Consider the following 21749-nt stretch of genomic DNA (forward strand, 5'->3'; position numbering starts at 1 on the left):
AACTGCCGCGTCGTGTCCCCGGCGCGACGCTGCCGGCGGCGAGTGAACTGCCGCGTCTTCAACGGAGCGTATTCATCAGCAGGCCGGGCCTACCACCCGAGTGGAAGCCGACAGCCTCACCAACCACAAGCGGAGGCGAGCATGTCCGAGACGACCAAGCCCTGGGACGAGTTGCACCAGCAGGGCATGGGGCCGACACAGGAGGCATTCCTGGACCTGGTCAGGCAGTCCCGGGAGACCAAGCACTACTGCCCTGACGTGATCTGGGGGAATCTTCAGACGCCGGAGTACGTAAGGGCGATGCTCACGCTCGTCGTGGACTACCTGGGCACCCCCCGCGACATCGAGGCAGGGGTCCAAGCACGCACCGCACGGGCGCAACTGTTCGGCCGAGATGGGCGGACGTACCACACCCTGCTCGGCGAGCAGGCACTCCGTTCCAACATCGGGGGCACCGACGTCATGCGGAACCAGGTCCGCCGCGTCCTGGACTCATTCGATCTGCCAGGAGTCACCCTCGGTCTCATCCCCAGCAGGGCTCAGCTCCAGGTCTTCCCGGGCAACAGCTTCGGCATCTTTGACGGCAAGCGCGTCGAAATCGAGCTTTTCGGGCAGTCCCCCACGCACACCGCAGAAGACCAGATTCAGCGCTACGAGCGGGCGTTCACTCTGCTGGAACACTCCGCGGTCTACGGCGAGGAGGCCAAAGCGATCGTACGGGCCGAACTGGCTTATCTGGACGGCTAGTTCTTGCCCAGACGCGCACCCTCTGAGACTCCCGCTGCTCGGGCACGGTCCCGAACGGCATTCGGCAACTCGGGCAGCGGGCCCCACACATCCCCAACCCGCCTACGGAGGACACCATGACAACCGTCACCATCCCGTTCGCCGCGAAAGCCGCGGCGCCGCCGTGCCTGGTCAAGACGTCCATCGACGGCGTGGCCTGGAACCCGGAGCGCCAGCTCAACGAGCAGCCGGACGGGACCCCGTGGCACACCATGCCGCAGGCCGCGTCCACGACGGACACCAACCAGGACGGCAAGGGCGACGACGTTCCCGACCCGTACTACGCGTCCGCCTCATGAGGGCCGCCGCCCGCCCGGTACTCGTCGTTGCCGAGCAGCTGGATGCCGAGGCCGACATGGTCGTCGACCAGCTCAACCAGCGTCAGGTCCCGGTCATACGGTTGGACGTCGCCGCGTTCCCGCAGCAGCTCACCCTCACCGCCTCGCACGCGGGTGACGGGCCTGGCTGGTGCGGGGTGCTGGACGACGGGCGCCGGACGGTGCGGCTTGAGGACGTCCGGGCCGTCTACTGGCGACGGCCCGGGCGCCCGCTCATCGCCGATGCGGTGCCCGAGCCCTACCACTCCTGGGCCCGCGACCAGGCGGACGCCGCGATGCTGAACCTGCTCACCGCGCTGCCCGTGCCGTGGATCAACAACCCGCACCACGATCGGATCGCCTCCCACAAGCCGCAGCAGCTCGTCGCCGCCACCCGGGCCGGGCTCCTGGTGCCGCGCAGCATCATCACCAACGACCCCGATGCCGCCCGCGGCTTCGCCAAGCAGATCGACGGTCCGGTGATCTGCAAGCCGATCCTCGGTGGACGCCTGCCGATGGAGGACCGTTCGCTGATGGTCGCCACGCATCAGGTCGATCCGGCCGCCTTCGACGACTCGGTCCGCACCACCGCCCACTACTTCCAAGAGCGCATCGCCAAGGCCTACGAGGTGCGGCTCGTGGCCGTCGGCGACCAGCTGTTCGGCGGCACGCTGCACACGACGTCCGAGAAGGCTGGCGTCGACTGGCGCACCGACTACGAGCACATCACCTACGACACGTGCGCCGTGCCCGAGCACGTCGCGACCGCCGTGCGCCGCTTCCTGGCCTCGTACGGGATCGTCTTCGGCAGCTTCGACTTCGCCGTCACCCCCGCCGGCGAGTGGGTGTTCTTCGAGAACAACCCGGCCGGCACCTGGGGGTGGGTGGAGAACCGCACCGGTTTGCCGATCGCCGCCGCGCACGCCGACTACCTGCAAGGAGTCACCAGATGAACTGGCCCGACACGGACACGGCGGTGAAGCTGCGGCGTGAGTTCGCCGCACGCACGGTTCCAGACCCCGCCTCCCCCTGGCGCGTCCCGTTCGAGCGTGTCCCCCGGCACGTCTTCGTGCCCTGCTTCTACCGGCAGGACACCGCAGGCATCTGGAACGCGGTCAACTGGGGTGATCGCGGATACCTGGACGCCGTGTACTCGGACGCGGCGCTGACGACCCAGATCGACGAGCAGAACATCCCCACTAGCTCCTCCAGCCAGCCCACGCTGATGCTGGCGATGCTCGAAGCCCTCGACCCCCAGCCGGGGCAGAGCGTTCTCGAACTGGGCACCGGCACCGGCTACAACCTGGCGCTGCTGGCCGACAGGCTCGGCGACCACCAGTTGGTGAGCATGGAACCGGACGAGATGCTGGCCGCAGCTGCCATCCGCCACCTGCAACACGCAGGACACCAGCCCATGGTGATCGCGGGCGATGGCACGCTCGGCTATCCGCGCTGCGCACCCTATGACCGGATCATCTCGACCGTGGGGCTGACCCACATCCCCCCTGCGCTGCTGGCACAGGGGATCAGCGGCACACAAATCGTCGCGCCCCTCGGCTACGGCATCGTCAACCTCACGCTCGCCGACGCCGGACACGCCACAGGCCGGTTCTTGCCGATCCCGGCCCAGTTCATGGCCACACGCGGGCCAGCCGTTCACCCCCCCGCCTTCGACGCGGCCCGCGACGCCCCCCTGGAGAAGGCGAAGGTAGCACCGGAGCGAATCCTGGACAGTCTGAAGTTCCCCCTGTCCCTAGCCCTACCTGGTCACACCACCTGTTCCTGGAACGATGCCGACGGTCGGCGTTTGGCGGTGGGGATCTGGACCCCGGACGGCTCCACGGCGATCGCCCACGTGGACGGCTCGGTACGCCAGGTGGGGCCCGGGCGCGTGTGGGACACGGTGGAAGCGGTCGCCGCTGACCTCCCCGAGACGATCACGCGCGAGGACTTCCACGTGACCATCACTGCGGGCGGGCAGGTTGTGGTCTACGGCGAACCGGGCGGACCTCAGTGGCACCTGCCCGTGCCCGCACGGTGAGCGGTCCCGCCATCGTCGGCGTCTTAGTCGGGGTCACCGCGGTCGTACTCCTCGTTACCTCCACGCGCGGGAACCGACGGTGAGACAGCGCGTGTTCAGCCTGAGCATGGTCGTGATCTGGATCGTCGTACCGCTCGCGATCCTCAGCCGGTCCTGCTCCTGAAGCTCCCGCCGTGCCCTGGCCCCCTGGACCTTGGGGCTCCCCCTAGTGGGCGCGGCGGGCCTCACTGTCCCTTCCCGGCCCGGATGACGTCACGAATCCCGGTCCGGGAAGGGGCCCGTTGCCCTACTCGGGGCCGTTGTCGGTGACGTTGGTCATGTCGGCGGAGAACAGGTCTCCCTGACTGGTCTGGAGGTCGCTCCAGCGGTTGCCGCGGATTTCGACACGGGGCGCGTTCTTGATCGCGGCGATGGCATAGGTGCCCTGGTGGGCCACGATCCGGTTGTTGAGGATGCGCAGGTTCTGGAACTCTCGGTTAATCGTCGTCGCCACGCGTGGCCAGTCGCTCTGGGCATCAGGACGCGGCCCGTAACCCCACCAGGGTTCGTTCACGCTGATCGCGGCGTGTTCGCAGTGCGGACCGCCGGTGTCCTGGAGCCGGTTGTTCTCGATGGTCACGTTGGTGCAGTGGTGGGTTGAGCCGAGCGCGTGGAGCAGGAGGCAGCCCTTGGAGCCGTCGTCGAGCGCGCCGTAGGGGCGGTCATCGTGGGAGCCGGCGAAGACGTTGTTGCGGATGGTGACCTGGTCGCAGGCGATGAGGCGTACGGCGGCGCCGAGGTAGTCGCGCACGGTGTTGTTCTCGATGAGGATGTTCACGGAGCGCGGGCTGTCGGCGGGCCAGGTGTGGGCGCCGACGAAGATGGGCCACGGGCCGAAGTTGTTGCCGCCGCTGAAGGTGCAGTTCGTGACGGTGAGTCCGTCGACGCCGGTGCCGTCCTCGGCGCCGCCGTGTCCGGAGCCGGAGCGGGCGTGGTCGAGTTGGATCGCTTCGATGTAGGGGAAGCCGGTGCTCGACCAGACGGTGCCGGGCCAGTCGGTGTTGTTGTAGCGGTCGTCGCGGGAGGGCAGGAACCCTTCGAAGCGGCAGTTGTTGACGATCATGCCGGTCGCGCCGGTCAGGTCGATTGCGTGGTTGGCGTACTGGTTGCGGAAGGTGACGCCCTCGATGATGCCGCCGCCGTGGGAGACGTTCATCATCGGCGAGGTGTTCCGTCCGTCGTAGGCCCACTGGGCGTTCCCGTCGAGGGTTCCGCCCTCAAGGGTCCAGGACTTGGGGCCGTCGTAGCCGCCGAAGGTGTCTGTTGCGGCCCAGTTCCCGACCATGGGGTACCAGCCGCGCCGGAGCAGGACGGTGTCGCCGTGCATCAACAGGTGTGTGGCGTCTCGGAGTTGGATCATTGGCTCGCGGACCTGCTGGCGCTCCATGAGGCAGTACGTGCCTGCCGGGACGCGCACCTTGCCGCGGTTCCCGTCGGCGGCCGCGGCGTCGATGGCGGCCTGGAAGGCGAGCGTGTTGGCGCGGGCGACCGCGTCGGTGACGGCGGCGCCCTCGGTCGCGCCGAAGTCGTTGACCCACACGTCGTAGTCCGGCTCGGGCGGGGTGACGCGATGGTCGGAGGGGTCTTGGAGCGGCCAGGGGTGGAAGGTGAAGCCGACGGGGTGCATCTCCATGAAGCGGACGGTGTGCCGGTTGGAGTCGTGCCCGATGCCGTAGCGCATCCCGGAGTTGATGGTCACGGTCTGCCCGGGGTCGATCCACGCGGAGGCGTCGGCGACGTGGGACTGCATCCAGGTGAAGCCCTGGCTGTAGTGGGTGGCCACCTCGTCCCATCCGGGCTCGGTCTCGCCCTCGTGCCACACCTTCACATCCAGTGCGCCGACGCCTTCGGGTAGGTGGACGTAGGTCTTGAACAGCAGGGAGATCTCCGCGCGCAGCGGCACCACGGTGGAGGGGTTGGTGACGGTGATCGGCTGGAAGTACGCGATCGCCCAGTTGCCGGGAGTGACGGGAACCTCGAGGTTCTTGCGCTCGACGGGTCCGGTGATCGCCCGGCCGCCCTGGATCGGGACCCACAGTCCCAACTGGTTGTCCAGGGACAGGGCGTTGGCGTTGGCGGGTTCGTCCTGGAAGGGCCACTCGCCCTTGCGAGGGGTTTTGACCTGGAGGTCGCCGCGCTTGTCGAGTTCGAAGGTCTCGCTGGCGCAGATCGGGGTGACGGTCATCAGCGCAGGCCCGTCTCGCTGGGGAAGGGCACGAAGGTGAACCCGACGGGCTTCATCTCCATCGCCTGGACCTGGTGCGTGACGGAGCCTTCGGCGTTGCGGTAGCGGATCGAGGAGTGGATCGTGCGTGTCTGCTGGGGCTCGGCCCATGTGCTCGCATCGACGACGAAGGTGGTGCGCCAGGAGAAGCTGCCGGAGAACGCGGTGGCGTACTCCTCCCACGCGGACGGTTCGGGGTCGGTGTCGTACCAGACCTTGAAGTCGAGGGCGCCCACGCTCTTGTTGGTGGTGTTGTCGGAGAGGATCACGTAGGTGCGTACGTGCAGCAGGAGGTGGACGCGCATCCGCCCGGCGCTGTGGTTGGTGACGGTGATGTCGTCGAAGGGGTAGAACACGAAGTCCTTGGGCGCGACGGCGACCTGTCCGGTGTTGGCTTTCTGGTGGTTGTCCGGGTCGCGACGGATCGTATTGCGGTCCTGCGGCGGCACCCACAGGCCCTGCTGCTCGTCCTGGAACAGGCCGTTGCCCTGCTCGATCGGCGTCTCGTAGGGCCAGGCCGCTTCCTGCGGCTGTCGGATGCGCAGGGTGCCGGCGTTGTCGACGCCGAAGGCGGGGCCGGTGCAGATCGTTGCGTTGCGCGCCATCGGTTCAGGCCCCCTTCACGGAGGAGGGGGTGGAGTTGGCGCCGGTCGGGGCAGGCTGGACGAGGTAGCCGATCGCCCGGGTGCGGATGGTGAGGTCCACGTAGGACTCGGTGCCGGGGCGCCAGTCCTTGCCGGTCTCGACCCACATGCCGACAGCTCGGTGCAGGTCGATGACCTGTCCCGGCTTCACGGTGACGGTGAACGGGAACGTGCCGTTGAAGAAGACCGCGAAGTTGAAGGTGGCGCGCTGCCCGCCTACGCGCGGCCAGCGCCAGCCCTCCGCGGGCGGCGGCGAGTCGTCGATCCACATCAGGGGTTCGGCCCAGGTGTTGGTCTGGAAGCCGCGGGCGACACCCCACATGGCGCAGGATCCGTGGACGATGAGGTCGGAGGCCATGTTGTCGTTGCGGATCGACCACTTGAAGTCGGGGCCGAGCCAGTTGCGGTTGTCGCCGATGACGGACGGGTTGGGGATGGTGTAGAGCTCGTCGTCCGGTGCGCTCCTGGCGGGGCGCAGCGCGCGGAGTTGGTAGTCATGGGACCACAGTCCGCCGGCCTCGTCGACGTGGATGCCGTTGGCCTCGGACTGCGGGCGCTTGAGCGGCCACGCGGCGTCGGTGGGGCCCTTGACCTCCAGCACTCCGTTGATGGTCTTCAGGCTCTTGCCGTAGCAGTTCAGGTCAGGCATCGGTGATTCCTTCCAGCAGGTAGGCCGCGAACCGTGCCCGGAAGTCGACGGTCACGGGCCCGCCGGTCTGGTTGTCTAGGTCGCACTTCACGGCCGTGGTGAACGTCGCGCCCGCGTCGATGACGTCGTCGATCGGGATGAACGCGGTGGCCACATCGATGGGGCCGCGCAGCGTCCCGCTCGATACCAGCCGGTCGTCGAGGGGCAGGGCGTTGTTGGACAGGGCGACGGTCAGGTAGCCGGTGTCGGTGGCCGCTGGGTCGAGGCGGTACCAGCAGGTGACGTGCCAGCCGCCGAAGACGGCGGTCCGCTGTGTCACCGGGCCGGGCGCGGTGACGTCGGGGATCGCGAGAGTGGCTTGGGCTCCGGCTGCGATGTCGACCGCTCCGGGTCCGTCGGCTGCGTTCCATACCTGTCCGAGGCAGGACACGGTGGGTGGCAGGTCGACGAACAGGCCCTGCTCGTCGTACTTGAGGCCGTTGCCCTGGGACAGGCTCACGCCGGTGTACGGCCAGGCTCGTTCGACCGCGTTCAGTTCAAGGTCGCCGGCGTCATTCGTGCGGAACAGGTCGGGGTTGAAGCTCACCTCGTCAGCCACGTGAACCCCTCTTTCAGTCGGTGGTGGCGACCGTCACGGCGGTCGCCGTCAGCACGCGGCGCACCACCTTGAGGGTCCAGGTGGCGGTCATCGTCGAGTCCGCTCGCAGGGACCCGGTGATGGGGCGGCGGGTGCCGGGCTGCATGAGGGTGCGCCACGGCAGCGACACGGTGGCTTCCCACACGGGGGCTAGGCCTGTGCCGCCGGCGAGGACCTGGTCCAGGGATCCGGCGAGGACGTCGTCGCCGCCGCGTACGAGGAGCCGGGGGCGTAGCTGTCCGGCCGGGTCGGCGGTGTTGCCGGAGCGTTCGGCGTGTACACGGGCCCAGAACACCCCGGAGATGAGCAGGGTGTGGACCGGCGACGGGTCGAAGTCCACAGTGGTGTCGTCGAAGTTGACGGTCTTGCCCGCCTCCAGGACGAACTCGCCTGTGCTGGTGGTGGCGCTCTTGGTGGTGAACGTCGGGGACGGGTCGGCCCATAGGCCCAGGCGCGGGTCCTTGTAGACGCCGCGTTCGGAGGGGAACACCGGGGGGCGTGGATCGTTGCCGATCCGCATGTCGAGCTCGTTGTCCGTGCCGACGCCCATCGTGGGGGCCAGGCAGGGGTCGGTGACGATCGGCAGGCCCATCAGGGTGCGTCTCCCAGCCGGGTGACCATCATGCCGCCGCCGGTGCACCGTGCCTCGGTGTCGGCGGAGTTGCGGACCATGAGGTAGACGCCCGCGTTCGCGGCCAGCACCACCGGTCCTTGGGTGGACAGGGCGAAGTTGCCGCCGCCGGGGATGGGGAATTCTCCCCAGTAGTTCATCGGATCGCTGTCGTTCGGGGTGCCCGTGGCCCGGGTGGTGAGTCCGATCGCGAGGCGGGTCGCCACGTTGGGGGCGCGGTTCATGCGGGCGTACGCCTGACACCAGTACACCCCCGGCCTGGTGACGATGATCCCGGTGGAGTTCACGGTGTACCCGGCCTGCACGAGGACGGGTTCCAGGGCGGCGCGGGCGTTCCAGTTGTTCGGGGCGTCGGTGGGCAGCAGTTTGACCGCGGCGAACGGTTGCGCTGTGCCTCCTCCGCCGCCGGAGTGGGTCTTGATGACTTCTTCGGTCTTGGTGGCCAGCAGGTCCCAGTAGGCGACCCAGTCGTCCTTGGAGTCGTCGCCGGTCAGGATCGGCAGACCGTATTCCGGTGTCTGCTTCACGGGTTGCTCCATTCCTCGACCACCGTGTGGACGGTGGTGGCGGTCGCCGCGTCGAAGGCGGCTTGGATCGTGTCCGCGCCCACTGCCCGGGTCAGGGCTTCGTCGATGGTGAGCGGGCGAGCCCCGTCGACGGGCGCGGTGAAGCCGGTGAACGCCATCCGGTAGTGGGTCAGCGTCAGTTGGGCCAGGAGCTGGTTCTCGATGTGCGCGTTGAGGAACAGGTCGATGGAGGCGTCGTCGCTGTTCGCGATCTGGGTCACCGGCCACGTCTCGGCGCCGGCCCACACGGTGGGCTTGGTCATGGCGTTGTTTCGCCGCCGGGAGACCGGGCGCAGTTGGGGCGGCCCTTCGCTGCCGTGGGTGGGGTCGGCCCACATCGTGGTGGTCCCGTTCACGTTCGCGGGCAGGTTCGCCGACCAGGACAGCGTCCAGAACCCGAACCACATCCACGCGCGGACTGCCTGCGGGCGCGGTAGGCGCACCTGCGGCATGGGGATCTTCCACAGCTGGCCGACGGACATGGTGGGTGGAGGGTTGGTGGTGTGGGTGATCTCCACGGTGACGGGGTTGAGGGCTCCTTCGGTGAGGGTGCCGCGCCGTAGCCCGAGTGCGTCGCGGAACAGCCCCGACTCGGGCCGGGTGCGTGCGCCCGGGACAGGTCCACGCAGGCCGAGGATGCGGCCTCGGGCGAGGGTGAAGTCGTCGGTGATGCAGCCGCGCATCAGATGCCTCCTCCCCCGCCTGTAGCTCCTTGCTCGGGCTGCGCGATGGTCCACGTCGCGCAGATCTGCACCCAGTTCGGGAACTTCGCGGTGTCTGGTACGAGTTCGGCCCCCTGGTCGTAGGTGTGTGGCGTCGTTCCGCTGACGGCGTGGGAGTGGACGCCCGCGTTCGGGGTGGTGTGGGAGTGGGCTCCGGCCGCGGCGGTGGTGTGCGTGTGCGCCGGGTCGCCGGCCGAGCCGGTGTTGCCGTGGTTGTGCTGCGGGGCCTGGGACGTTCCGTGCTGGTGCCCCGGGTGCTGGTCGGTGCGCAGATCGACCGTGACGGGCACGCGGTGCGGGTCCACGCGTAGGGCGGGCATGGAGTAGAAGCGGATCTCCCCGGCGACGTTGATGTCACACCGGGTCGTACGCGTCCCGGTGGCGTGGGCTGCCTCGTTCGCGCAGGGGAAGGACTGCCACGCAGTGGGCGCGAACTCCTGCGGCACCACGCCGATGATGTTGGTGCCGTTGTGCCAGCCTGGTGCGTTGATCGGGGTGGCCTGGCCCACGATCCACACTCGGCTGCCGACGCGGGTGAGCTGGGCCTTGCCCCGGTTGAGGTCGAACTCGACGGTCTCGGGGGTGACTTGCGCCCACAGGTCTTCGATCATCTGCGGCGTGACGAGCGGCGGGAAGATCTGGAGCTTGTTCCCGTCGTTGGTCTCCACGTTGAGCTGCCCGTCGGCGTCGGCGTCAGGGGCGAGTACGAAGCCTCCTCCGATCCCGGCCTCCAACTGAGCGAGCCTGGTTTCCAGTTGGGTGAGCCGCTCCGGGAGTGCGAGCGGGTCGGGGGTGCCGGCGAGGCTGTCAGCGCGTGCCACTCAGGGCCTCCTCCTGGTCGTCGGGAAGTTCCTGCTCTTCGTCGGTGGGGTCCTCGACGTTGATCGACACGGGCTCGCACGCGATCGTGACGGTCTCGCCGTTCTTGTCGAAGGTGACGTCCACGTTGGTCAGCCGCATCGGCGTGTTCAGCGGGCGTACCCAGGTCTCGTCGAGATCGAGGCGGACGCGGGCGCCCGGGATCAGGTCCTCGATCGGGACCGGTGCTTTGGGGTGGAGCTGGGAGGCGGACATGCGCAGGTAGTGCGGGTGGCGTCCGCGCCGAAGACCGCGCTGGGCAGTGAGGGTGACTTCGTCGATGAGGCGGGTTCCCTGCATGGAGCGCAGCTGCCACAGCAGGCCGCGCCAGCCTTCCTCGGTCCCGCCGACCGTGGCGACGTTCGGTGGGGTCTGTGCCTGTACGGCGCTCGCGGTAGGCGTCAGGTCGGGCTGGGTGAACTCCGGGGTGCCGTCCTCGCCGTCCTTCTTGATGGCGTGGATGTCGACCCAGTTCGAGTCGGTCGGCGACACGGCGTTCGGATCTGCCGCGACACCTTGCAGGCCTTGTGCCTTGGCCGTGAACATCGTCGCGGCGGTGTAGCCGTCCCGTTCGATCGTGGGACCCTCGTCGCCGGTGAAATCGTCCTCCGTCAGGCGCAGTACGCGGCCCAGGACGGAGTGTTGCTCGGGGCCGATGAGGATGGTGCGTCGTACGCAGGTGAGGTCGATGTGCGCGGCGACGAGCGCGTTGATGGCATCCCAGGCGACTTCGGTCCATGCCTGGCCGCGCCGGGACGCGGGCATCCCGGCCGGGGTCGTGATGATGTTCGCTCGTGCGAGGGGGTCGTCGAGGGCGTAGGCCTCGTTCATGACCCAGGCGGCCAGCTCGGACGCGTCGAGGGAACTCTTGCCGGTGTAGCGGTAGTCGACCGGGATGGGCCTCATCTTGAGCCAGGCGAGGAGGTCGGCGCCGCCGAGGGTGATCGTGCTGCGGGTCTCGGTGTAGGTGACCAGCGGCCCGCACCAGACGGGTTCGGTGTCCTGGTCGCGGTAGATGGTGATCTCGTACGCCCACTCCGGGTCCTGTACGAGCGTGGGGTTCAGGGCCCGGGTCAGGGAGCCGCACAGCGGCTTGGCCAGCGTGATGGCGCAGACGCTGATGGCGTCGAGGATGCGCTGCCACTTGATGACGGCCGGGCGCTCGACGATCGCGGCGATGCCGTTCTGGGGGCCGCCGCGGTAGTTGAGGACGACGAGGTACTCGTTCGCACAGCCGAGGGAGCGGGCCATGTCAGGCGGCCTCCCATCGCGGGGAGGCCATGATGGACATCGTGGCGGTGACGGCTTCGGGGTCGACGATCTCGCCCCGGTCGGCGATCGCGACGACGCACCACGACTCGGCTGCGGAGAAGGTGGGGAGTTCGCGCAGGGGGCGGCCGTTGCCGTTGTAGATGGTGACGTTGTCCTCGACCGATCCGTCCGCGCAGATCTTGGTGAAGCACCCGGCCCGCCCGTCCAGCGACAGGACGGTGCCGGCGCCCAGGTAGGGCACGCCGAAGGTGGCGACGAGGTCGCACTCGTCTAGGTTCTCCGGCGCACATGGCAGCATCCCGTTGGCGCGGTAGATCTTGATGGACAGCTTCCGTACCGGCTTGGCGCCTGCGTGGATGACGATGGAGGGCACCATCTCGGCGTGCGCCGGGGCCCGCCCGGCGGGGACCTGCGTGGTGGCGTAGGCGGGGGTGAGTGTGGCGATGCAGGACGCGGTGTCGCCTGGGACGGGGAGTGTGGGCGGCGGCTTAGGTGCCCCGAAGTAGGGGTTGGGGTCGCATGCCGAGCCGGGCGCGGTCGAGGGGGCCTGGGCGAGGAGTTCGGCGGCCCCGATCGGCTGCCATGCTTCGAGCGCGGAGCGTACGACGACCTCGGGGGCAACATAGGAAGCATCTTCGGGAGCGGTCGCGCTGACCTTTCCCGACTCGCCCGGCGTCGTGCTGTAGATGCTGAGGACGCTGCCTTCGTCGTTCATCCAGACCAACTGCGCTTGCGCGTAGGGCAGTTTGGCGAGTTCGGCGGTGAAGTCGACGGTGTGGCCGGGGCGTACGGGCCAGCCCGGCATCGTGGGGTGCTTCCAGCGCACGACGACGCCTGCGGAGCCGTCCGCGATACCGGCGCGCCCTTCGCGTAGTTCGATCTTCGCGCCGGGGTTGGGGGTCACGGTGACGGTCATCCCGCCCACGCGAGAGCGGCCGTCGAGGTCCTCGTAGAGGCCGAACACCAAGCCGCGTACGGCGGCGACGTTGGCGTGCATGACACCGGGGCTGTTCGCGTCGGGGCGTTCACCGCCGGTTCCGTTCTCCCCTGCGAGGGCATGGCCCTTGAGGTAGCCGGCGGCGTGCCGGTAGGTGCCGGCAACCGGAATGGTCCTCCCGCCGACGGTGCAGTAGTGCTGGCCGCCGTAGGTGTCCTCGCCGCGCGCGTTGCAGTACGCCCCGTCGGCGGTGTGCCCCATGAGGCCCGAGTAGTGCTTGGCGTCCAGGTCGGAGGGCTCCTCGACGCTGCGCAGCCACACCTCGGTCTCGTACAGCAGGCGGGGGTCGTAGCCGATGACGTCCGTGGTCTGGATGTCGTAGCGGTGTGTCCACTCCAGCGCCAGTCCCCTCGGTGCTGCCGGATCCGTAGCTGGTACTCCGTCTTCGGTGGACGAGGACACCGTGGTCCACGCTGCCGGGCTGCTCATGTCCGCGTCGATCAGTGCGCGACGCTCGCTGGTCAAGGTCCAGCCCTGCGTGGTGGTGCCGGTGCCGGTGGACTGGACCGGATCGAGGACGTTGGAGCGGGTCGTGTTGCACGAGTCGGCGCGGCAGAACCCTTCGTCGGCGGGGACCCATTGGATGCACTCGTCCATCACGGAGATCGCGCAGTCCAACGGGCTGCCCTGCTGGCCAGGCCTGTGCGGGACCCAGCCCTGGCAGGGCCAGCGAGTGGGGGTGAGGAAGCCGAGTTGTTCGGCGAGGGTGATCTGCGGGCCGTGGAGCCAGGGGCGGGCCGCGGCGAGGACGAAGGTGACCTCGCCGATCACGACGCGCCCGTGGGTGCAGGACGCGGCGCCGCGCCGGATCTCGGGGTCCGCGTCCCAGTCCAGGAGGCCGACCTCGTACAGGGTGCGCCAGGCGCTCTCGTCGGCCGGGTCGGTGGGGCAGTACGCGAGGAGGCGGGCGGTGGATCCTGCGCAGGAGCCGCAGGAGGTGCCGTCGTGTTCGGCGTCGACGTGTGCGAGGGCCCAGGCGAGCCAGCCCATGCCGTACGACATCCCCGCGTCGCTGGTGGCGAGCGCCGTCGCGCGGACTGCGATCTCGCGGTGGGCAGCGGTGAGGCGGCCCAGTGAGCCGCCGGCGTGCGCGAGGGCGGTGACGGTGCGCGAGCGGGTTGGTTTGGTCAGGCCCGACATCTCCAGCCCGGACAGGCCCAGGAACTCCTTCGAGGCGGGGACGGCGTCGTCCCACCACGGGGGCCGCTCGACGCTGCGTGTGCGCCAGCCGACGTCGGGGATCGTGCAGGGCGGGCAGAGCAGTACGTTGCCGAGCCCGGCCTCGGTGGCGAGGTGGTGGGTGAGTTCGTTGTCGATGAGCGGGACGGACCCGAGGTCGAGGTATCCGGCGAACGCCACAGTCAGGGTCCTTTCTAGGCGGCGCGCGCCATGCGTGCGGCGACGGACAGGGCGACAGCTTCCGGGTCGGTGGCGGGGGTGATGATCTGCAAGGTGCCGACGAGCGGCCCTGCGGCCTGTTTGGCGGCCTTGTCCCAGGCCTTGTCGCCGTTGCGGTCGTCGGCGAGGAGTCGTGCTGCTCCCGACGCGTACAGCAACTCCCGTGCTCGGCGGGGGCGGGAGAGGGGTACGACGACTTCGGGTCCGGCTTCGCCGATGAGGGCGTGGGTGGGGCCGTGGACGATGCCGCCGTCGGCGAACGGCAGGAACTTCCTGATCGGGCCGGGGACCTTCGACTTGATCGCGCTGGTGATCTTGCCGCCGATGTCGCCCATGGCCGAGACGATGTTGCCGGGCAGGTCGCGGGCGAAGTTGAGCAGCGACTGGCCGATCTGCTTGGCCTTCTCCCAGGCCTTCTGGAAGACCGCGCCCACCTTGGCGGCCAGGTCCCCCAGGGCGCCGACGATCATGCCGGGCACGCCGCGCACGTAGGAGACCACGGCCTGGACGCCTGCCGTTGTCCGATCTCGCGCGCCGGTCCACACGCGGGTGAAGAAGGAACCCAGGTCCGACAGGAGCGACTGGACGCCGCGCAGCACCATGCCGGGCAGTTGCGAGGCGATCCGGACCGCGGCCTGCACGCCCTGATTGAAGATGACCGTGGCGTTGCGCCACACGGAGCCGATGAACGCGCCGAGCATCCCGAGCAGCGCCTGCACGGCGCTCAGGACGAGGCCGGGCAGGCGGCTCGCCCAGCCGACGACTGCCATCGCTCCGGTGATCGTTGCCTGCAGGGCGAGTTGAAAGGCCTGCGTGAACAGGCCGAACAGCAACTGGCCCAGCGTGAACAGGCCTTGAACGATCATGCCTGGAATCTGGGTGACGAACTGCATCATCGTCAGGGCGCCCTGGAGGATCGCCGGTCCGGCTTCCTTGAACACGCCGAGGAAGAACTGGAACAGCAGGTAGCCGAGCAGTCCGAGCGCGCCGATGATCAAGATCGGCAGACCGGCGACGACGACGAGCAGGACGATGACGACCGTCTGCCAGTTGTCGACCAGCCATTGGAATCCGGCCTTGGCCCACTCCACGAGCCGGGGTCCAAGGTCCTTGGCCCACTCGATGATCCGGCCGGGCAGCGTCGCGAAGAACGTGACCAGGCCCACGATGAGGCCGGGCAGGTTGTCGATCAGCCACTGGAAGCCGGCCTTGCCCCACTCGACGAGTCGTTCGCCCAGGCCGGTGGCCTTCTCGATGAGCTTGGCGGGAAGCTCCGCGAACCAGGTCGCGACGGTGTCGATCAGGCCGGGCAAGGAGTCGGCGAGCCACTTGAGTCCGGAGCTCGCCCACTGAACGAGCTGAGTTCCGAAGTCGCCCGCGGCCTGCACGAGACGTCCGGCGAGACCGGCGAACCAGCCGACGAGTTGGCCGATCAGGGTGGGCAGGCCGGTGACCACGGCGGCGATCGCCTTGCCGACCCACCTGCCCAGTTCGTACGCGAGGTCACCGGCCCCCAGGACGATCTTCACGGCCAGTCCGACGAGCCATTTCGAGGCGTCGTTGATGAGGCCGGGCAGCGTGCCAGTCACCCATGACCAGCCCGCCGAGATCCACCGAACGAGCAGTGTGCCGAGGTCTCCGAGGGCGGCGACGATGCGGCCGGGCAGCGCGCCGAAGAACGAGGCCACAGAGGAGATCCACTGCGGCACGGCGGTTGACGCCCAGTCCCAGGCAGCCTGGAACCAGCCTGCGAGGAGCGAGCCGAGGCTGCCCAGGGCGCGGCCGATGATCCCGGGCAGTTCGGCGAACCAGCCGCCGATCGTGGACAGGGTGCCGGGGATGTCGGTGAACACGGCCCGGATGGCCTGCCAGCCTGCGGAGACCTTGTCGGCCAGCCAGCGCCAGGCAGTGGCCATGGCCTTGGTGATGGTGGACCAGTTCTGCCAGACCAGGACCAGGGCGACGCCGATCGCGACGATGATCGCTCCGATCCCCGTGGAGATCATGGTCAGTTGGAGCACTCGCAGGGCTACGTTGACGGCAAGGATCGCCTTGACCAGCAGGTACATCGTCGTGATGGCGGGGGCGAGCGGGGCGACGAATTTGATCAGCGCGGCCGTGATCTTGATCAGGCCCTCGATCAACGGCGTCAGGATCGGCATGGCGTCGGTCAGTGCGCGGACGAACGTGCCGAGCATCGACGTGATCGACGGCAGGGTGCCGGCGAGTTCGTCGGCCAGGGTGCGGCTGATCTGCTGCAGGCCGGGAGTCACGGCACGTACGGCGTCGACCAGGCCCTTGCCGATGACGTCGACCAGGTCGGCCAGGGTGGGCAGCAAGGGGGCGACGGCGGCGAGCGCAGTGCCGAGGACGGCCGCGAGGGTCCCGACGACGGTGTTGAGGAGCCGGAAGATCGACTCGACGGCCCTCAGGCCCTGCGCGGTCTTCAGGAAGTCGTCAACGACCCGCAGCACTGCGGTCATTGACGACATGAACCCGTTCGAGGCGGCCTCGGAGGCCTTGAACACCGAGGAGAAGATCGATCCGATCAGCTTGAGGACCTGGCCGAACTCGCGGAATGCCGTGAGCGCGTTGCCGACCCACTCGACGGCCCGGCCGGATTCGGCGGCGGCGGTCATGAACTGCCCGAAGCGGGTCAGCATGTTCTGCATCCACGCGCCGGCCTTCGCGCCGAACGCCTCACTGATCGCGGCGGCCAGGTCGAGGAAGCCCTTGATCAGCGGTTGCAGTCCGGCGCCGAGTCCGGCGAACGCCTTGTTGCTTCCCTCCAGGATCTTGGTGATGGAGGACATGCCCTGCGCGGAGGCGACGTAGGTGAGGACGTTGCTCGTCGCCTGCGCGAGCGTACGGGCGATCTTGTTCAGTCCGGCCTCGACCGGGCCCATCGACGCGGCCAGAGCCTTGAAGGCACCGGCGGTCTGGTTGAACCAGGTCGCGGAAAGGGTCTTCTTCATCCGGTCGATGACCGGAGACATCGGTTTGGCGGCCTTCTTGATGCCGTCGATGCCGAGCGCGACGGCCGCGAACCCGGCTGCGGCGCCCATCGCGGCGGCCGGGAGCGCGGCGAGGATGCCGAACATGGGGGCGAGCGCCCCGGCGAGTTGCAGGGCCAGGCTGACCAGCTGCACGATGGCGAACTTCAGCGTGAACATCGACTTCGCCAGGGCTCCGGCTCCGCCGACGACGCCGCGCAGCGAGCGGTCCATCAGGCCGAGTGCGCGGGTGGCGTTGCGGGTGTCGAGCAGGACCCGGATGCGGCGCGCGGCGAAAGTGCGGAACGCGGCGAACCGGGCGGTGAGCGCGGTGAGGTTGTCGTCCAGGCGGACCGTCGCCCGCAGTCGCAGCGCGGCGAGGCGGGTGCGGATCGCGGTCAGGTTGGGCTGGAGGGCGACCTGGGCGCGGTAGCGGGCGGCGCGCAGTGCGGCCTGGATGCGGGTGGTGTCCGGTGTGAGGCGCACGCGGACGTTCGTGGCGAGGCGCTGGACGCGCTGACGGAAGTCGTTCCAGTTCGCGTTCAAGCGGATGTTGATGGACTGGTCGCGCAGGGTGCGCCGCAAGGTCCGCGTGAAGGGGGCGGTGTTGGCGTTGATGTCGACCATGGCTTCGCCGAGGGACACGTTCAGCCTCCGATCTTTTCGCCGGAGGCGGCGCGGAACGCGGCGGCGGCCTCGGCGTCGTCGAAGCGGCGGTACTTGCTTCCGGCGCGGGGCGGCGCGCCCTTGGCCTGTTCGGGGTTGGGGGGCGCGTTGGTGCCCTCGGCGGAGTTGTAGGTCGCGCGGAGCCGCTGGCGTTCGGGTTCCTTGTCTGCGCCGCCGAGGATGACTGCCCAGGTCGCGGTGAGGACTTGGCGAAGCGGGGCGGTCAGCGGGTCGAGGTGCGGGGCGACGGACAGCAGCGGGGTGGCGATGTCGATGTGGCTACCGTGGGTGTGGTGCTGGGCAAGGCGTACGGCCATGGGCCAGGTGCAGCCGGCGACGGTTTCGGCGACGGCCGCGCACAGGCGGTGCAGGTCGTCCTGGGTGAGGTCGGCTTCCTGTACGAACAGGGCCAGTTCCTGGTCGTTCGCACGGTTGATGAGGTGGTAGATCGCGGGCCAGTCGCCGTCCGCGAGGATGCCCAGCCACCAGCCCGTGTCGACCGCGGGCACGGTGAACTCCTCCGCGCCGATGGACAGCGCGAAGGGCGGGTCGGCTGCTGCGCCGTCCCAGTACGGGGCACCCTGTTCGGCCATCGGCTACTCGGCGCTGCTCGCTGCGGGGGTCTTCTTGGCGGCGCGCGGGCGTCCGGGGCGCTGGGAGGAAAGTTGGCGGCGCTCGGACCGGTTTCGGGCTCCGGCGGTCGCCCGGGTCTCACGGACGCGCTCGACCTCGTCGCCCATGTACGGGGCCCATTCCTCCATCAGGGCCTCGAAGATGCTGGACATGACCTCGTCGTCGAGGGGGTCGTTGCGGTCGCGGTAGCGGCGCTCCAGGTAGACGCGGTCGCCGTCGTCGAAGCAGGCGTCCATGAACGATCCGATGGCGAACTGTTCATCAGCCGCGGTCGCGGCGGACGACAAGGCGCCGATGAGGCGGGACCACATGCGGGACTTGGGGCAGTGGGCGGTGAGTTCCTGGTCGTCGAGGTCGAAGGGGATGGGCGGGGCGATCTCATTGGTCGCGGAGTCGTCGGTGGTGAAGTGCAGCGCCATGGGTGGTTCCGAATCTCGATCGAGGTTTTGTTTTCTGTTGAACGACGCCAATTGGCGCGGCTCGCAGCTGGCTCAGGCGGTCAGTGAGTGCAGGACGACGGGCCAGGGCGAACCGCGTTGGAGGCCGCGGGTCATAAAGTGCTGAGGACGCGATCCGCGCACCCACTTCGCGAACACCACACGGCCCCCGCCTCGGGGGCGAAAGCGCAGCGCCTTGGCGCGCCGGGGGAAGATCAGACGGTGCTCGGGCCCGTACAGGCCGGTGCCGACCTCCTGGTACCAGCCGTAGTCCAGGCGCGTACCGATGCGGGCGTGGACGCGTTGCCGGGACGGCTGGGACTGCACGACGACGCGGATCGACGCCGACAGACGGCCGGTGTCCGAGCGCAGCTCCTGCCGGGCGGCGGCCTGCACGCGCCGGGCGACGCGTACGACTTCGCGGTGGACGACCCCGTCCGCGCCATACAGCAGCCGGTTCAGCTCCGCCTCGTTGATGCGGGCCATCAGCGCTTCCCCGCCTCGATCTCGTGCGGGAGGTGAACGACCGTCACGATGCCCTGGGCGATGAGGTTGTCCAGGAACTCGGTACGGGTGACGGTCATGACCGTGCCGATGGGCGGGGAGCCGCCGAACAGCTTGGCCACGCGCACGGTCACCGTGGTGTCGGTCATGTCTCCTCCAGAGAGACGGGTTCGAAGACGAGGTGGCCCAGGCGTTCACGCCCGGCGGCGATGAGGCGCTGCTCGCCGCCAGCGCAGCCGCCGCCCGAGAGCGGGTCCCAGTTCGCCAGGCGGGGCCGCCATCCGTCGAAGGAGTCCTCGTGCCAGATGTCGCAGCACAGCAAGGCATGGCGGATCACGGTGGCGTCGACGAGGAAGTCATGGGCCTCGTTGCCTGCGACGTCGGAGGACGGGGCGCTGCCGTCTTCGGTGAGCTGGATGCAGCGCCGGACGGCGAACGCCATCTCGTACTCGACCGTCGGATCGGCGCAAGGACGGCCGGCCTGAGTAGTGCCGTCCTGGTAGGGGCGGATCTCGACTGCACGGGAGTGAAGGACACCTTCGGCTCCGTCACGGCACGCGCAGGCGTCCGCGCAGTCATCGGCGATGAGGAGGCTTGCGTGGTGGCGCATCTCGCACACGCACAGTGGGATCCCGAGTGCCGCGTAGCGCTGGCAGATGCACGCGGTCAGAGCTGCGAGCAGCACGCCGAACGGGGACTTGGCGCGCCCCTTGGGGGTAGTCAGGGCCATTGCTTCCCCCACACGTCGTAGGGGTCCGTGCGCTGGCGTGCGGGGCGCGGGCGGTCGATATTGCGTGAGCTGGCGCGGCGTTGACGCTGATAGGGGTTAACGGCCTTGATCCACAGGTCGACTTCGGTGATGCCGGTCAGGCCCTCGGCGTAGAACGTGGACGGGTCGATCTGCCACGTCACGCCGTCGCGGGACACGTTCGTCACCCGCGAGGGCAGGCGACACTTGTCGCCGACGCACAGCCGCGTGAACTCGCATGCGAGCGCGCCCAGAGCACGTCGGCCCGCGACGGAGAGGGGCTTTCCGCGCTCGTAGTTCACGCCCCACGTGCCGACCTCGGTGAGCGCCTTGTCGAGTCGCTGGCAGCACGGCCAGCCCTTGCCGTCGAGGCGGACCAACTCCCGCTGGTCGTAGACCGCGTACGCATCCTTCGCCAGCTCGACCCCGTCAACTACGACTCCAACCACCTTGTGGACCGGGCCCGGCAGGCGGAGCGTGGGTACTGCGGGACCGCATCCGCATCCGCGGGCGTCGTTGCAGCTGAAGTTGTAGACGTCTCCCCCGACGATGGCGGGGCGCCACCCCGGGCCCTCCCCTCGCCCGGGGCAGACGTCACACCCGCTGGTGGGGCACGGCGTGTGACACGGGCGGACGATGCGCCCGCACGCGCCGAACTGCGCGCCGGTCAGGCGGAAAAGGATCTCGGTGGCCGCCGCGACGGAGGACTCCCACACGCCCTCGGGGAGCTGGTCTCTTCCAGGGCAGCACTGGTCGTCGGGCTCCCAGCCGCAGAGGCCCGACGCTGCTCCTTCCATCGCGGCGGTACTCACTCGCCCGCCTCCGCGTCAGTGCTCTCGTCGGCGGCCTGGGCTGCAGCCTTCGCCGCGCGCGCCGACGCAGCGAGCGTCACGTGGACGGAGTCGCTGGCCTGGTAGCCGGCGTCGCCGAAGTACAGGCCGGCGATCAGCGTGCGCCCACTGCCGAACGGGCCGATGTCCTTGCTCGGGTCGACGGTCCAGGTCGTCTCGCCTTCGCCGACGTTCGCGGTGCCGATCTCGTCGAACGTCGCACCGCCGTCCTCGGAGGTGAACACCGCCACGCGCTTGGACTCCGCCGGTGTCGCCTCGGTGAAGGTGCCCGAGATCTGGGCGCGCTTGCCCACGTCGGTGGCGCCGTCGGCCGGAACTCCGATGACGGGCTGGACAGCGTCGTTGGTGATGGTGACCTTGTTGGATTCCCTGCCGTCCACCGTCACGTAGTAGTCGTGCTGGCCGCCGGCGAGCGCGGTGTCCAGCGGCTTGCCGGACCAGGCGCCGGAGGCGACCCTGCCGAGCGTGCCGCAGTCGATGTCCGGGCCCTCGGTATTGGCCAGGAACAGCGTCACGTCCTTGCCGTTCGCGGAGGTGGGCGCGCTGCCCTCCCACGCGTCGTAGGGCGGGTGCAGCGTCGATGGGGACGACGGCTTGGTGATGGCCGGTGCCGGGTCCGGGACGGTGCCCTCGACGGGCTCGGAGTCCGCAGGCAGGGAGTCGCCGTTGAAGGCGCGAACACGCCATTCGTAGGCGGTGCTCGCAGTCAGCGGGCCCGGGTCGGTCAGCTCCCGGTCAGCGGGCGAGGCCGAAGTCGCGACTGTGGCGTACGCGCCGCCGGACTTCAGCTTGCGCTGAAGCTCGAACTTCGTGGCCGCAGGGGTGCCAGCGGACGCGTAGGAGATGACAGCACCGGCCGTGGTGGGGCCAGTCTTGACCGCCAGCGTGGTGGGCTTGGCGGGGGCTGTGTCGCCCTTGGTCGTGAACGTCGCCGTGGCGGGCTCGCCGGCCTGGCCGTCGCGCATCGCCTTGACGGTCACGGTGTACTCGGTGGCCGGGGTCAGCCCGGTCGCGGTGTACGAGGTACCGACAACGGTGGGCATTACCGGCTCCCTTCAGTGGTCGGGTTGGTGTCCTGGGCAGTGCCACCCCGCGCCGCTCCCGATGGCTCGACCGTCACGTCGTAGCTCTCGGCG

General features: G+C 69.2%; 22 protein-coding genes. 4 read left to right on the plus strand and 18 right to left on the minus strand.

Annotation, left to right across the window (positions count from 1 at the left end; all coding sequences use genetic code 11):
• Nucleotides 1–141: 141 nt before the first annotated feature.
• The 4 genes from ACIBUY_RS05765 to ACIBUY_RS05780 all read left to right on the plus strand — a co-directional run bounded on the left by ACIBUY_RS05765 (nucleotide 142) and on the right by ACIBUY_RS05780 (nucleotide 3144).
• Nucleotides 142–747, plus strand: a complete 606-nt coding sequence (locus ACIBUY_RS05765; protein WP_365567320.1) for a DUF5753 domain-containing protein — start codon at nucleotides 142–144, stop codon at nucleotides 745–747.
• A 116-nt stretch (nucleotides 748–863) separates the two neighbouring features.
• Entirely contained in the window at nucleotides 864–1085 is a 222-nt protein-coding gene (locus ACIBUY_RS05770) for a hypothetical protein (RefSeq protein ID WP_365567322.1), read from the plus strand.
• Complete coding sequence (gene tgmB, locus ACIBUY_RS05775) at nucleotides 1082–2056, plus strand: ATP-grasp ribosomal peptide maturase (protein WP_365567324.1); 975 nt, start codon at nucleotides 1082–1084, stop codon at nucleotides 2054–2056. Before ACIBUY_RS05770 ends, tgmB begins: the two co-directional genes overlap by 4 nt.
• Nucleotides 2053–3144: a methyltransferase domain-containing protein gene (locus tag ACIBUY_RS05780; RefSeq protein WP_365567326.1), complete on the plus strand. Its 1092-nt coding sequence runs from the start codon at nucleotides 2053–2055 to the stop codon at nucleotides 3142–3144. Before tgmB ends, ACIBUY_RS05780 begins: the two co-directional genes overlap by 4 nt.
• Before the next feature lie 286 nt (nucleotides 3145–3430).
• Here ACIBUY_RS05780 and ACIBUY_RS05785 read toward each other — a convergent pair whose 3' ends face one another.
• From ACIBUY_RS05785 to ACIBUY_RS05870, 18 genes are all read right to left on the minus strand, one after another.
• Nucleotides 3431–5368, minus strand: a complete 1938-nt coding sequence (locus tag ACIBUY_RS05785) for a right-handed parallel beta-helix repeat-containing protein (RefSeq protein ID WP_365567328.1) — start codon at nucleotides 5366–5368, stop codon at nucleotides 3431–3433.
• Nucleotides 5368–6012, minus strand: coding sequence for a hypothetical protein (locus ACIBUY_RS05790; RefSeq protein WP_365567330.1), 645 nt, complete (start codon nucleotides 6010–6012; stop codon nucleotides 5368–5370). Before ACIBUY_RS05790 ends, ACIBUY_RS05785 begins: the two co-directional genes overlap by 1 nt.
• A gap of 4 nt (nucleotides 6013–6016) precedes the next feature.
• On the minus strand, nucleotides 6017–6700 hold the full coding sequence (locus ACIBUY_RS05795) for a hypothetical protein (RefSeq protein ID WP_365567332.1): 684 nt from the start codon (nucleotides 6698–6700) through the stop codon (nucleotides 6017–6019).
• Nucleotides 6693–7298 carry a hypothetical protein gene (locus ACIBUY_RS05800; protein WP_365567334.1) on the minus strand — a complete coding sequence of 202 codons (606 nt, stop codon included), beginning with the start codon at nucleotides 7296–7298 and terminating at the stop codon, nucleotides 6693–6695. The genes ACIBUY_RS05795 and ACIBUY_RS05800 overlap by 8 nt, the downstream gene beginning before the upstream one ends.
• Nucleotides 7299–7311: 13 nt before the next feature.
• Complete coding sequence (locus ACIBUY_RS05805) at nucleotides 7312–7929, minus strand: hypothetical protein (RefSeq protein WP_365567336.1); 618 nt, start codon at nucleotides 7927–7929, stop codon at nucleotides 7312–7314.
• Nucleotides 7929–8495: a hypothetical protein gene (locus ACIBUY_RS05810; protein ID WP_365567337.1), complete on the minus strand. Its 567-nt coding sequence runs from the start codon at nucleotides 8493–8495 to the stop codon at nucleotides 7929–7931. Before ACIBUY_RS05810 ends, ACIBUY_RS05805 begins: the two co-directional genes overlap by 1 nt.
• Nucleotides 8492–9217, minus strand: a complete 726-nt coding sequence (locus tag ACIBUY_RS05815; protein WP_365567339.1) for a hypothetical protein — start codon at nucleotides 9215–9217, stop codon at nucleotides 8492–8494. Before ACIBUY_RS05815 ends, ACIBUY_RS05810 begins: the two co-directional genes overlap by 4 nt.
• Nucleotides 9217–10077, minus strand: a complete 861-nt coding sequence (locus tag ACIBUY_RS05820) for a hypothetical protein (protein ID WP_365567341.1) — start codon at nucleotides 10075–10077, stop codon at nucleotides 9217–9219. Before ACIBUY_RS05820 ends, ACIBUY_RS05815 begins: the two co-directional genes overlap by 1 nt.
• Nucleotides 10064–11365, minus strand: coding sequence for a hypothetical protein (locus ACIBUY_RS05825; RefSeq protein ID WP_365567343.1), 1302 nt, complete (start codon nucleotides 11363–11365; stop codon nucleotides 10064–10066). The genes ACIBUY_RS05820 and ACIBUY_RS05825 overlap by 14 nt, the downstream gene beginning before the upstream one ends.
• 1 nt (nucleotide 11366) lies before the next feature.
• Complete coding sequence (locus tag ACIBUY_RS05830; protein ID WP_365567345.1) at nucleotides 11367–13742, minus strand: hypothetical protein; 2376 nt, start codon at nucleotides 13740–13742, stop codon at nucleotides 11367–11369.
• Between the two features lie 14 nt (nucleotides 13743–13756).
• Nucleotides 13757–17419 carry a hypothetical protein gene (locus ACIBUY_RS05835; RefSeq protein ID WP_365567347.1) on the minus strand — a complete coding sequence of 1221 codons (3663 nt, stop codon included), beginning with the start codon at nucleotides 17417–17419 and terminating at the stop codon, nucleotides 13757–13759.
• Nucleotides 17420–17421: 2 nt separating this feature from the next.
• A complete protein-coding gene (locus ACIBUY_RS05840; protein ID WP_365567349.1) occupies nucleotides 17422–18033 on the minus strand; it encodes a hypothetical protein in 612 nt (203 codons plus the stop codon).
• A 3-nt stretch (nucleotides 18034–18036) separates the two neighbouring features.
• The gene (locus ACIBUY_RS05845; protein WP_365567351.1) at nucleotides 18037–18492 is read right to left on the minus strand and encodes a hypothetical protein; all 456 of its coding nucleotides are present in this window, start codon (nucleotides 18490–18492) and stop codon (nucleotides 18037–18039) included.
• A 72-nt stretch (nucleotides 18493–18564) separates the two neighbouring features.
• Nucleotides 18565–18996: an HK97 gp10 family phage protein gene (locus tag ACIBUY_RS05850; protein WP_365567353.1), complete on the minus strand. Its 432-nt coding sequence runs from the start codon at nucleotides 18994–18996 to the stop codon at nucleotides 18565–18567.
• Entirely contained in the window at nucleotides 18996–19163 is a 168-nt protein-coding gene (locus ACIBUY_RS05855) for a hypothetical protein (RefSeq protein WP_365567355.1), read from the minus strand. Before ACIBUY_RS05855 ends, ACIBUY_RS05850 begins: the two co-directional genes overlap by 1 nt.
• On the minus strand, nucleotides 19160–19744 hold the full coding sequence (locus ACIBUY_RS05860) for a hypothetical protein (protein ID WP_365567357.1): 585 nt from the start codon (nucleotides 19742–19744) through the stop codon (nucleotides 19160–19162). The genes ACIBUY_RS05855 and ACIBUY_RS05860 overlap by 4 nt, the downstream gene beginning before the upstream one ends.
• Nucleotides 19735–20211 carry a hypothetical protein gene (locus ACIBUY_RS05865; protein WP_399151892.1) on the minus strand — a complete coding sequence of 159 codons (477 nt, stop codon included), beginning with the start codon at nucleotides 20209–20211 and terminating at the stop codon, nucleotides 19735–19737. The genes ACIBUY_RS05860 and ACIBUY_RS05865 overlap by 10 nt, the downstream gene beginning before the upstream one ends.
• Before the next feature lie 359 nt (nucleotides 20212–20570).
• Entirely contained in the window at nucleotides 20571–21656 is a 1086-nt protein-coding gene (locus ACIBUY_RS05870) for a hypothetical protein (RefSeq protein ID WP_365567361.1), read from the minus strand.
• Between the last annotated feature and the right edge of the window lie 93 nt (nucleotides 21657–21749).

The sequence above is a fragment of the Streptomyces sp. NPDC050085 genome, from assembly GCF_044460595.1.
Taxonomy (GTDB): Bacteria; Actinomycetota; Actinomycetes; order Streptomycetales; family Streptomycetaceae; genus Streptomyces.

What these genes read in the sequence shown, in the direction of transcription:
- ACIBUY_RS05765 (WP_365567320.1), top strand. Translation starts at nt 142, where the DNA reads ATGTCCGAGACGACCAAGCCCTGGGACGAGTTGCACCAGCAGGGCATG.
- ACIBUY_RS05770 (WP_365567322.1), top strand. Translation starts at nt 864, where the DNA reads ATGACAACCGTCACCATCCCGTTCGCCGCGAAAGCCGCGGCGCCGCCG.
- tgmB (WP_365567324.1), top strand. Translation starts at nt 1,082, where the DNA reads ATGAGGGCCGCCGCCCGCCCGGTACTCGTCGTTGCCGAGCAGCTGGAT.
- ACIBUY_RS05780 (WP_365567326.1), top strand. Translation starts at nt 2,053, where the DNA reads ATGAACTGGCCCGACACGGACACGGCGGTGAAGCTGCGGCGTGAGTTC.
- ACIBUY_RS05785 (WP_365567328.1), bottom strand. Translation starts at nt 5,368, where the DNA reads ATGACCGTCACCCCGATCTGCGCCAGCGAGACCTTCGAACTCGACAAG.
- ACIBUY_RS05790 (WP_365567330.1), bottom strand. Translation starts at nt 6,012, where the DNA reads ATGGCGCGCAACGCAACGATCTGCACCGGCCCCGCCTTCGGCGTCGAC.
- ACIBUY_RS05795 (WP_365567332.1), bottom strand. Translation starts at nt 6,700, where the DNA reads ATGCCTGACCTGAACTGCTACGGCAAGAGCCTGAAGACCATCAACGGA.
- ACIBUY_RS05805 (WP_365567336.1), bottom strand. Translation starts at nt 7,929, where the DNA reads ATGGGCCTGCCGATCGTCACCGACCCCTGCCTGGCCCCCACGATGGGC.
- ACIBUY_RS05815 (WP_365567339.1), bottom strand. Translation starts at nt 9,217, where the DNA reads ATGCGCGGCTGCATCACCGACGACTTCACCCTCGCCCGAGGCCGCATC.
- ACIBUY_RS05825 (WP_365567343.1), bottom strand. Translation starts at nt 11,365, where the DNA reads ATGGCCCGCTCCCTCGGCTGTGCGAACGAGTACCTCGTCGTCCTCAAC.
- ACIBUY_RS05840 (WP_365567349.1), bottom strand. Translation starts at nt 18,033, where the DNA reads ATGGCCGAACAGGGTGCCCCGTACTGGGACGGCGCAGCAGCCGACCCG.
- ACIBUY_RS05845 (WP_365567351.1), bottom strand. Translation starts at nt 18,492, where the DNA reads ATGGCGCTGCACTTCACCACCGACGACTCCGCGACCAATGAGATCGCC.
- ACIBUY_RS05850 (WP_365567353.1), bottom strand. Translation starts at nt 18,996, where the DNA reads ATGGCCCGCATCAACGAGGCGGAGCTGAACCGGCTGCTGTATGGCGCG.
- ACIBUY_RS05855 (WP_365567355.1), bottom strand. Translation starts at nt 19,163, where the DNA reads ATGACCGACACCACGGTGACCGTGCGCGTGGCCAAGCTGTTCGGCGGC.
- ACIBUY_RS05860 (WP_365567357.1), bottom strand. Translation starts at nt 19,744, where the DNA reads ATGGCCCTGACTACCCCCAAGGGGCGCGCCAAGTCCCCGTTCGGCGTG.
- ACIBUY_RS05870 (WP_365567361.1), bottom strand. Translation starts at nt 21,656, where the DNA reads ATGCCCACCGTTGTCGGTACCTCGTACACCGCGACCGGGCTGACCCCG.